Origin of the sequence: Candidatus Aquicultor secundus, assembly GCF_002791875.1 — a bacterium.
GTDB lineage: Bacteria > Actinomycetota > Aquicultoria > Aquicultorales > Aquicultoraceae > Aquicultor_A > Aquicultor_A secundus.
The window spans coordinates 1-9,539 of sequence record NZ_PFNG01000092.1 but is presented as its reverse complement, the minus strand read 5'-3'; the positions used below and the strand labels follow the sequence as shown (position 1 = coordinate 9,539).

Annotated in this window: 11 protein-coding genes and 4 tRNA genes; 6 read left to right on the top strand and 9 right to left on the bottom strand. The window is 45.4% G+C overall.

The window, feature by feature from the left end; translation table 11 throughout:
- Nucleotides 1-131: 131 nt before the first annotated feature.
- Nucleotides 132-207 (bottom strand) — tRNA-Lys (locus COY37_RS03875).
- A gap of 34 nt (nucleotides 208-241) precedes the next feature.
- A tRNA-His gene (locus COY37_RS03870) sits at nucleotides 242-315 on the bottom strand.
- A 400-nt stretch (nucleotides 316-715) separates the two neighbouring features.
- Between COY37_RS03870 and sppA the strand changes: the two genes are divergently transcribed.
- Together sppA and COY37_RS03860 are read left to right on the top strand one after the other, a co-directional pair.
- Complete coding sequence (sppA, locus tag COY37_RS03865) at nucleotides 716-1,675, top strand: signal peptide peptidase SppA (protein WP_286976233.1); 960 nt, start codon at nucleotides 716-718, stop codon at nucleotides 1,673-1,675.
- A 4-nt stretch (nucleotides 1,676-1,679) separates the two neighbouring features.
- Nucleotides 1,680-2,363 carry a Yip1 family protein gene (locus tag COY37_RS03860; protein WP_286976230.1) on the top strand — a complete coding sequence of 228 codons (684 nt, stop codon included), beginning with the start codon at nucleotides 1,680-1,682 and terminating at the stop codon, nucleotides 2,361-2,363.
- 23 nt (nucleotides 2,364-2,386) lie between these two features.
- Here the strand turns inward: COY37_RS03860 and COY37_RS03855 are convergent, their stop codons facing one another.
- Complete coding sequence (locus COY37_RS03855; RefSeq protein ID WP_286976227.1) at nucleotides 2,387-3,166, bottom strand: HD-GYP domain-containing protein; 780 nt, start codon at nucleotides 3,164-3,166, stop codon at nucleotides 2,387-2,389.
- Nucleotides 3,167-3,333: 167 nt separating this feature from the next.
- Complete coding sequence (locus tag COY37_RS03850) at nucleotides 3,334-3,786, bottom strand: SHOCT domain-containing protein (RefSeq protein ID WP_286976224.1); 453 nt, start codon at nucleotides 3,784-3,786, stop codon at nucleotides 3,334-3,336.
- 205 nt (nucleotides 3,787-3,991) lie between these two features.
- Here COY37_RS03850 and COY37_RS11790 point away from each other — a divergent pair, with 205 nt between their 5' ends.
- Entirely contained in the window at nucleotides 3,992-4,231 is a 240-nt protein-coding gene (locus COY37_RS11790; protein ID WP_353682999.1) for a two-CW domain-containing protein, read from the top strand.
- 250 nt (nucleotides 4,232-4,481) lie between these two features.
- Here COY37_RS11790 and COY37_RS03845 read toward each other — a convergent pair whose 3' ends face one another.
- The 5 genes from COY37_RS03845 to COY37_RS03825 form a co-directional block, all read right to left on the bottom strand.
- Nucleotides 4,482-4,940: a protein-export chaperone SecB gene (locus COY37_RS03845; protein ID WP_286976221.1), complete on the bottom strand. Its 459-nt coding sequence runs from the start codon at nucleotides 4,938-4,940 to the stop codon at nucleotides 4,482-4,484.
- Entirely contained in the window at nucleotides 4,941-5,357 is a 417-nt protein-coding gene (locus COY37_RS03840; RefSeq protein ID WP_286976218.1) for a helix-turn-helix domain-containing protein, read from the bottom strand.
- 1 nt (nucleotide 5,358) lies between these two features.
- Nucleotides 5,359-5,769, bottom strand: coding sequence for a hypothetical protein (locus COY37_RS03835; protein ID WP_286976215.1), 411 nt, complete (start codon nucleotides 5,767-5,769; stop codon nucleotides 5,359-5,361).
- A 219-nt stretch (nucleotides 5,770-5,988) separates the two neighbouring features.
- A tRNA-Arg gene (locus COY37_RS03830) sits at nucleotides 5,989-6,062 on the bottom strand.
- 9 nt (nucleotides 6,063-6,071) lie between these two features.
- Nucleotides 6,072-6,144 (bottom strand) — tRNA-Gly (locus tag COY37_RS03825).
- A 232-nt stretch (nucleotides 6,145-6,376) separates the two neighbouring features.
- Between COY37_RS03825 and COY37_RS03820 the strand changes: the two genes are divergently transcribed.
- The 3 genes from COY37_RS03820 to COY37_RS03810 all read left to right on the top strand — a co-directional run bounded on the left by COY37_RS03820 (nucleotide 6,377) and on the right by COY37_RS03810 (nucleotide 9,254).
- Nucleotides 6,377-8,386, top strand: a complete 2,010-nt coding sequence (locus tag COY37_RS03820; RefSeq protein ID WP_286976212.1) for a GAF domain-containing SpoIIE family protein phosphatase — start codon at nucleotides 6,377-6,379, stop codon at nucleotides 8,384-8,386.
- 173 nt (nucleotides 8,387-8,559) lie between these two features.
- Nucleotides 8,560-8,829 (top strand): type II toxin-antitoxin system Phd/YefM family antitoxin, encoded by a 270-nt coding sequence (locus COY37_RS03815; protein WP_286976209.1) that lies wholly within the window; start codon nucleotides 8,560-8,562, stop codon nucleotides 8,827-8,829.
- A gap of 2 nt (nucleotides 8,830-8,831) precedes the next feature.
- Nucleotides 8,832-9,254: a putative toxin-antitoxin system toxin component, PIN family gene (locus COY37_RS03810; protein ID WP_286976206.1), complete on the top strand. Its 423-nt coding sequence runs from the start codon at nucleotides 8,832-8,834 to the stop codon at nucleotides 9,252-9,254.
- Nucleotides 9,255-9,539: the final 285 nt, after the last annotated feature.

Genomic DNA, 9,539 nt, shown 5'->3' with positions numbered 1-9,539 from the left:
TGAATCAAAGCTTAGACATACTTAAGTGACAGAAGTACGTGAGTGCCCGCTAGATTCTTCGCTTCGCTCAGAATGACACAATAATTATGGTGTTCCGGCACTAGGCTCTGCTAGTGCATACAAGAAAAGAGTGGTGCGCACTACAGGAATCGAACCTGTAACCTCCGGATTAAGAGTCCGCTGCTCTGCCAATTGAGCTAAGTGCGCATGCTGTTGGTTAAACAACAGGTGGTTTTTCTTGGGTGACCGATGGGACTTGAACCCACAGCCTTCGGAGCCACAGTCCGACGCTCTAACCAATTGAGCTACGATCACCATGTTGAACCGTCGATATCCTAGGAAATCTACAATCACTATATTCTAAAACTATTCGTAACAATATTCAAGGCTGGCTACCGGCCTTAAACCCGCATGATATTAAGTATGCATGGCGTAAATGATAGCTAAAACGGATCGCGCGCTATAATCTACTAAAATTCTCGACATAATCCTAGACTTAACCGGTTGTGGGGTAATCATCGGTTATTATTTAAAGAGTATAAAATAGTAAGCAGCAACTTTACTGATTTGCAAGGCATTTTGCCGCACATGTTGAAGTAAGCAGCAACTTAAGTGTACGCTCATATTAGAGCAACAGAGATAATCAGTAGTAACCAAAACTTACCTAAGAAATAATAGCAATAATAGTAAAGCCCTACAGTATAAGGAGGAACGCTTGAAACGAAGCACGCTTGTAATCTCAATACTTCTCGGCATCGTTTTTCTCTCCATGGTCGTTATGATTCTAGTCATTGCGCTCCGGCCGGCCGGGCGTACGAGTACTATCGGTCATGGCAACGTGATCTCGTTTGTCCCGCTAAGCGGCAGCATTGCCGAGGGCTCGGCTGGGTCACTGCTCTCCGGTGGCGGTGCAAGCATCAACCCCACGTTCGTTCGCCACAGGATAGAGGACGCCGAGGATGATCCAAATGTTAAAGCCATCATTTTCAAGGTCGACAGCCCGGGTGGTGTGGTCGGGGCCTCCCAGGAGATGGCCTATCTTGTGCGTGATAGCAAAAAGCCGGTAATTATTTTCGCCGGCGATATGGTCGCCTCGGGCGCCTACTATATGGCCTCCCAGGCGGATAAAATAGTCGCCAAACCTGGAAGCCTTGTGGGCAGCATTGGGGTCATATCGATGGTGCCCGACCTCTCAGGCCTCTACAATAAGCTTGGGATAAAGATGCAAACGATAAAGTCCGGCAAGAACAAGGACATGTTCGAGCGCACTCTCTCGCCCGAGGAGCGCCAGAAGTTCCAAACGATGTCCGATGAACTCTACCGGCAATTCATCGACGATGTCGCCACGGGGCGCAATCTGGATAGGAAAAAGGTGGCAAACCTCGCAACCGGTGAGATTTTTGCAGGCACCAAAGCGAAGAAGCTCGGGCTTATCGATGAGGTCGGAGGCTACCAAACGGCTATCGACGTCGCAGCAAAAGTAGCCCATATCGAAGACCCGGTGGTCGACGAATACCAACCGCCGACGATCTTCGAATCGCTCTTCGGCTCACAATCCGAGAGTGCGAGCATCTTTAATCTCGTCAGAATGCAGATAATGGGCCGAGACCTCGTGCTACTCGATTACGTGCGAAACATGCTCGGCGTTCCACAATATAGATACTACGGAGGATGATAATATGAACGATGACAACTTCGATGGTGCGATCGAAAACCCAGTTTCTAGCGAACAAGAAAAGAAAGGCTTCATAGATTTACTCTACGGCGTAATCACAAAGCCATCCGAGACCTTTCGCTACCTGGCTGAAACAAAACCGGTGCTTTTGGCCTTCCTGGTGTATATAGCCATCGCCTGGGTCGGCGCGATTGTGGGCATCCCCGGAAGCATAAATGCGGCTAGGTCGCTTAATGAAGCAAGCAGGTCTCATGCTTTAAATCCCGGCTTAATTGCAACGGTCACTATCATCGTGGTCCCTATTCTTTCAGCTATTTCTCTTACAATAATCGCCGGCATCTATCACATCATAGCGCTCATTCTAAAAGGTAAGGGCGATTATGTGGGCCTGATCAGCGCCCTGGGATTCGCTAGTTTCCCAAGTGTGTTTGCGGCGCCGTTTGCCCTCCTCTCCCTTGTTGCAGGGCTTGCGGGTAATGTAATAGCCGGAATAGCCTCGTTAGGGTTCGGCGTCTGGGTGCTAATCCTTGACATATTCGCTGTTCGTGAAAACTACAAGTTCTCGTGGGGACGAGCGATATGGACGGTCCTTATTCCCGTTATTCTCGGCATAATTCTTATCGTTCTCATAATTATTGCGGTGTTGGCAGCCACGATCTCTGCAGTCAACGGATTAAAGGCCGGTTAAGAGCTGGTTTTAGCGCCTGTGGTCTACGAGGCTTTTACATTTGGGATACGGTTACCATAGGCTTTGGTGTAGGCGTCTGCGAAGAGATGGGCCAGATCAGGATCGAATTGGCGACCGGCACACCGCTTGATCTCCTGCAGTGCCTCTTGGGGCTTGATCGGCAGGCAGTACGGACGGGACGACGTCATGGCATCAAAGGCATCCGCGATCGCAAGGATTCGCGAACCGAGCGGGATTTCGTCGCCACTTAAGCCGTCCGGATAGCCGGCGCCATTGTGGTGCTCGTGGTGGTGTAGCACCATGCTAGCGATATGAGAAAGGTTTGGTATCTGTGAAACGATCTGGCTTGAAATCAGCGCATGGGCTTTTACCTGTTCGTACTCCTCCCGCGTCAAATCGCTAGGTTTGTTTAAGATATCGTCAGGGATACCTATTTTCCCTATATCGTGCAGGTATGATGCCAGGTGGATCGCATCCAGCTCTTCTTCGGTTAAACCAAGCCTGCGTGCGATCAGCGAGGCGTAAACCGGGACGCGCTCGCAATGACCGCGGGTGTAAGGGTCTTTGGCGTTAAGCGCCTCGATAAGCGCCATGATTACGTCAAGATTATTTTCCTTGAGCTGCCGGTTGAGTATGGAAATGGTTTCTTGGGCCATCTGGTAGTGCTCTGCAAGTGTGTTAACGGCCTGACCGAGTCCGTAGAAATCGCTGGATTTTGGGACGTTCGTCCTGGATGAGCTATCCCCCGAGATAAGATCCTCAATTATTTCTATGACGTGATCGATAACGTTTCGCTGCTTCATAATGCCGGGTCTCTTTCTACATACGGTGGCTAGATTGCTTTATGTATCGTCTAACCGGTCTCTAACTTTAATGGCAATAATAATCTTTAATTGTGCCATCGGCAGCGCTTCTTGCGGGATTGCTGAGGCGCTAAAATAGTGTGTAAGTCGGTTAGCTCGCAGCAAGGCTAATTACTGAGTAGTTGCTGTTTTCTGGTATCAAATTGCTCTTTATCGATCATACCTTTGCTTAACAGGCCCTCAAGCACCTCCAGCTCCTTCATTCTAAAGGCAACGCTCCCTGCCATCATGGCTGCAATCTTGCTCTCAACCTCCACTCTGAGTTCCTCAAACCCCAGTTGCTGGCGCGCGACGAACATCACGCTGTCCTCTAGCTGCACTTTCTCAGAACCCGAATCTTCTGTCGCCGAGCTGCCGACAAAGGCAAACTGAATGTATCCGTTGATGACAGCTCCCGCTTTTTTAAACTCGATGGATGTTATTTGGCTGATTAAAAACTCGTTATCGCCAGGCAAAACGCGGTTGAGCGAAGAAAATCCTTTTCTGTTGATCTTTATCTTGTCGTCAAAGAGTTCGACTAAGCCGTCAACGCCTTTTGCAATCATCAATGCATCTTCCATAGCTCCTCCTTAGTAAACCGGTTACCACATAAAAACGGTCAGCTAGCAGCCCAAGCGATAGTATAGGACGACATTCGTATAGTAAGTTTCTAGGATTTAATATAGTGGTTACGATACAACTAAGCAACAACAGAGAGGTTGATGTTTGCGCTGATCTTCCCCTGTTGTGGTGATTAATTACTGGCTTTACCTGCCGATATACCTTATGTGTGAAATCAGTTGGATGGTGGAGGAATTATCCATGGACTGCTGGGAGTTTATGAGGTGCGACAAAGGAACTAGGTTAGACTGCGCCGCTTACCCAAACAACGGGTACCGCTGTTGGCTGGATGTCGGGACTTTATGCGGCAAGAAAATTCAAGGAATACACGCCAAGAAGATTTCTGCTTGCTCGTTTTGCGATTTTTATAAATCTATGCATGTAAGAACACTCGTAAATAAATAAAAAGCCTGTCTTTTGCGAAGGCTTATTAGAAAGACAAAAACACCGGGAGCTCGATACAGAGCGCCACGAGGTATTGATAGAAGTACTTAACGACATAAAGCAGGGTGAACACGGGCTCTGTAACGAGCTGCTAGAATCTCAAACGACACATCAAAGCTATCAAGCGGCAACCCTAAACGAATTGCTAAGCGTGGAGTCAATAAAGTCATAGGCCGAATCCTTAGAGTCAGACTATTCCTAAAATATATGATTATTTCTTTTTACTTTCCGCTTCTTTCGCTAATTCTTCAGCGCGCTGCCTCAGAAACTCGGCAATATTAACAGATGGTAGAACAAACTTTCCTATAGGTGATTGAGCTGTAAGCTGAGCTATAACACCCCTTGCAGTGCTGAAAAGCATTGAGAGCCCATTAAGACCAATCATCTTGTCTATCTCTTCTTTCGTTGTCTCCGGCGCAAACTCAAATATACCAGCTAATTCAGCAGACAATCTAAAGCCAGCCTCTTCGTATGCAAGCTCGTCTTCATTTATCTTGATAATAATATCTATGCGATAATTTAATTCGTTATCCTTATTAATACCCACATTAGAATCCAGGCCAAGCTCAACCTGAGATGGTTCCTTCTGAAATGCAGGACTCACTTCAAAGGCCAACTTAAAGATTGTATAATCAAGCATTTTAAGCTTTGCAATTATTCCTTCGGCCAACTAAGCTACCTTCCCCTCGTCGCTTTCTTCGGGTTCTATCGATACCTCCGGTGTTGTATCATAAGGTATCAAAAATCGAGATGGATCTGAGAATTGCGCCTCAGATCGTGAAACATACACATGCCTTGCTTCAAAGCCACATGGCGGAAGTGTAACCGATAGATCGCAGCCCAGCGCCATTGCTACCTTTACAAGTGTCTTTAAGGTTAAATTCTCACTGCCTCTCAAAAACTTTGTAACTGCTGCTTTATTTACACCTAATAGCCGAGCTAAGTCTGTTTTATTGATACCTAGCTGCTCCATGCGCCCTAGGATCTCTTCAGTTACCTCAAGAATTACACCTTCTAACTTATATTCTAGGCTCTCTCGATCCTCGGCCCACTTATCCTGCCATGCTGGATATGACTGGTTAGGCATATTAAAACACTCCTTTTTCAGAAAGCTCCCCCATAATTCTAAGGGTCGTATCCATATCCGGCTCATAATCCTTTTTCCTGTCACCAGGCTTTTTTGAGCCATGCGTTATACAATAGCCAATAAGTTTCTTGCTGGTTTTATCTTTAACCTTAAAGGAAAATAATCGCAGTGGTGGTTTATAACATTTAAACTCGCATACTGGACTAGTATCAAAACACTTGAACTTGTCCTCATTTTTTTCAGGTGGCCCATTCTTAGCTGTATAATCTAACAACTTTAGCAGTTTCCTCCTGCTCCTCACGTCACCCTTTTCCAATCTATCTAAGAAATCCTCAGCAGGACATTCGCCCTTATCATCCACAAAAAACCATATTATCTTACTCGGCCCGTTTTTGTATAACTTTATATCCACAAGTTAACTCCTAAGTTAACTTTGGTCAATAGTCAGTCTAGCTTAATAAAACAATTATAGCTTACTTTGTAGTATTTTCCCCTGCTATGTTTGCGATAAATCATAAAAGATTGTCAGTACCCTTACTTATTTCTAAAAACTTGTGTATATTCGTGCAGACAACGCAAAAACCGGGCTTCAAATTAACCCGGTTTTCCTGTTTCCCCTGCTTACACTATGCACGCCCGAAGGGATTCGAACCCCTGACCCTCGGATTAGAAGTCCGATGCTCTATCCAACTGAGCTACGGGCGCATGTCTTTGAGCGGACGACCGGATTCGAACCGGCGACCAACAGCTTGGAAGGCTGTGACTCTACCAACTGAGTTACGTCCGCACGTCATTGCTTACATACATCTCTAAGCTGCGTTGATATAATAGCAGAATTAGTGAAGAAAGTCGAGATTGATGATTTCCTCTGTAATTCCTCCTACCCTCCCGGAAAGTTACGGCTAAAGCTCTGAGCTAAGGGTATAATTTATAGTAACTGTCATTAGAGCTACGTAGAATAGCCGATGGGTAACTTTACTGACTAAAATCGCGGTTGTTTTACTTAGGATTGGAACTAGATGGGTCTAATTGGGAAATTTACAACCGAAAATATGTTCATCATATTTTTTATTTACGGGTTGGCGTTCTTTGCCTTAGGAATAGCTGTTGTTCTCAGTTCGCTTCGGCCAACAAGCCTGAAGTTTGCCAAGTATCTACCGTGGCTTGCGGCTTACGGTTTTGCCCATGGATTTCATGAGTGGGATGAAATGCTCGTTCTTATCCCACAGTACAAGTTTTTAGCAAGAAATTGGCTTTATGCAGGTTTTGATACCGTATTACTGGTGGGCTCTCCATTGTTCCTTTTTATATTTGGAGTTGGCCTCTTGATGACGATCGATGAGCGATTTCGTAATTTAAGAATCATACCGGTCGTTTTTTACTCTGCTTGGACTGCTAGTGTTGTAGGCTATCTTCAACTGACCGGGCTGGGCTTAGAGCAGAGCCCAAGACTTGCTGATATTTTCGCACGATACCTGCTTATCTTTCCGGGAGCTATAATCGCCGGTTTTGCGTTATTCCTGCAATATAGGGTCTTTTTGAAACAAACCTATGGAGTTACCGCAAGCAGTCTTTTTATTGCAGCTCTGGCTCTTTGGTTAATGGCACCCCTTTCTGGCCTGGTAGTTCCATATGCTCCATTCTTTCCAGCTTCCGTTGTTAATAACGACGCCTTCCTATCACTAACGGGGTTTCCAATACAAATCTTTCGCACGCTTGCCGCCCTATTAATAGCTTTCAGCATCGTACGAGGCATGCATGTTTTTAACATAGAAGAAGAAAGGCAAGAGCATCGGCGCAGGCTAGAACTAAGCACTCTTGAAGAGATCTCTTCTGAAATACGAAGGAATCCTAATTTTCCCCAGGCATTGGATCGAACCACCAAAGAAATTACAAAGCTATTTGATGCAAGAGCAGGCGCTATTTTTATGGTAAGCGAGAAGACCAGAAGGCCCGATGTGGTATCCGAACATGGTTTTACCATAAGCTTTGCAGACAAATACAAAGATATGCCCGCAGAAGTTGCCGAAAAGTGCCCGATCAGAAACGTGATAAAAAGCCAGAGACCATTCACCACATCTAATAGGACGGACTGCCCCAATATTATCGAAGCAACAACCGAGCCGGAAAAGATTAATGCCATTACCGTTTTACCGTTAGTTGCAAAGGGACAGAGCATTGGGGCTATTGCTCTACTCTTTGAAAGCGCTGAAGCTCTAAGACCATCAAACTTGGATATTTTAAACACGTTCGCCGGCAATATTGGCCTGGCGATAGAAAATGCTCGACTGGATGAGCAGCGCCTTACAGCGCTAGTTTTACAGCGCAGCTTGCTTCCAAAAGTTCCATCCCTAGCAGGAATTGATATTGGCGTCTACTATGAATCTGCTTCTGTTGGGATGGAAGTAGGCGGTGATTTTTACGATTTTATTGATTTTGGGGATGGTTTGCTGGGTCTCGTTATCGGCGATGTTGCCGGCGCCGGCATCAACGCCTCATCTACCGTTGCGATGACTAAATACGCGTTAGAAGCATTTGATTTTGAGAATAAAACGCCTTTCGTTGTCTTGGAGAAGTTGAATAATCTAGCCTGTAAAATGTTATCGTCCGGACAGTTTGTAACAGCTTTTTACGGTGTTCTCGATATCAAAAGCGGCTTACTCACTTATAGTAGTGCCGGTCATTTACCGCCTCTAGTTATCAACGAAAAGACAAAAGAAGCGATCTTTTTAAATGGTGCCCGCGGTATGGCTCTAGGCATAGTGCCGACTCAAAAGTATCCAGAAGGAAAAATGACCGTCGGGTTTGGCGATGTGATCGTTTTATACACCGATGGTTTGATCGAGGCGCGCCGTAAACACGACTTTTGGGGTGAAGATCGCCTTGTTACGTTAGCAAAGGAAAACTATGAGTTATCCGCACAGACCCTGGTAGATAGGATATGCAGCAGTGCAAAAGAGTTTGCAGGCGGTATTCTAAAAGACGACGTTGCCGCAGTGGTTGCCAAGAGAACGTTCACCCAAGCTTAGGTCTTAATCGACATGAATTTTGATAAGATAGTGAAATCGACGATCTCTCACTTGGATTTAATCTGATTAGATTAAAAATCTACCAGTAAATAAAGAAATTTAGAAATAATGTTATTGATAATGTAATTATATCAGTTATGATGACTATATTAACTAGAGGAGGTGTTATGCAAGTGCAAAAAACAGAAAGTGCTATGACAGCGAGGAAAAACTTCGGCCGACTTCTGGAAGAAGCGTATTATCGGGGAGATGAGATTGTCATTGAGCGTGCCGGTAAGCCGATGGCCGTTATTATCTCGTTTGCGGAGTTTGAAGAGTTTAAACAGCAGCGAGAGAAGGATTTTGAGATTCTAGGCAAGATTCGCTCTAAGAATCAAGGTATGAAACCCGAAGAAGTAGAAACCGCTGTTGAATCAGCAATATCCGAGATTAGAAAAGGCTAAGCATGATTAAGGTATGCTTAGACACCAATGTTTTTGTAAGCGGAATTATCTCGCCATCCGGTGCGCCTTACGAGGTGCTTGAGGCATGGAGAAACCGCGAGTTTGTACTGCTTACCTCAGATGAGATTATCACCGAAGTAAGCAAGGTTTTACAGTACCCCAAGATTAAATCTGCCTTTTCCCTAACGGATGAGGAGATCGAGAAGTATGTGTCACTTCTTAGCAAGTATTCACAAAGAACGCCTGGTGAACTAAAAATAGACGTCATTGCTGAAGATCCCTCGGATAATATGTTTTTAGTCTGCGCCGTCGAGGGCAAAGCGGACTTTATTATTTCCGGGGATAACCATTTGCTTCAAATCGGCACCTATCAGGGAATTCAGATAGTAACACCGCGAGAATTTATAAAGCAGCTCAGGCCATGAAATTCATGGTGAATAGCGTACTTTGAAGGTGCATTATGTCTATCCCAGCTCAAAGAGAAGCCTGCCTCGGGTATATTAAAGAGCGAGGCTGGAATTTCGTCGACGAGTTTGTTGACCGGGTGAATCCACCAGATCATCAGCGAGACCCCAACTTCAAGAATTGTTATTCGGGTTAAGAAAGACCCGGCTACTGATGAGATAATATCGACTAAAGCAAGGCAAGAACTAGCCGAGCGAGAAATTGATATTGTGACAGCGATAAGAAATTCACTGACCTCTTTGATG

What these genes read in the sequence shown, in the direction of transcription:
- COY37_RS03860 (WP_286976230.1), top strand. Translation starts at nt 1,680, where the DNA reads ATGAACGATGACAACTTCGATGGTGCGATCGAAAACCCAGTTTCTAGC.
- COY37_RS11790 (WP_353682999.1), top strand. Translation starts at nt 3,992, where the DNA reads ATGTGTGAAATCAGTTGGATGGTGGAGGAATTATCCATGGACTGCTGG.
- COY37_RS03855 (WP_286976227.1), bottom strand. Translation starts at nt 3,166, where the DNA reads ATGAAGCAGCGAAACGTTATCGATCACGTCATAGAAATAATTGAGGAT.
- COY37_RS03820 (WP_286976212.1), top strand. Translation starts at nt 6,377, where the DNA reads ATGGGTCTAATTGGGAAATTTACAACCGAAAATATGTTCATCATATTT.
- COY37_RS03850 (WP_286976224.1), bottom strand. Translation starts at nt 3,786, where the DNA reads ATGGAAGATGCATTGATGATTGCAAAAGGCGTTGACGGCTTAGTCGAA.
- COY37_RS03840 (WP_286976218.1), bottom strand. Translation starts at nt 5,357, where the DNA reads ATGCCTAACCAGTCATATCCAGCATGGCAGGATAAGTGGGCCGAGGAT.
- COY37_RS03810 (WP_286976206.1), top strand. Translation starts at nt 8,832, where the DNA reads ATGATTAAGGTATGCTTAGACACCAATGTTTTTGTAAGCGGAATTATC.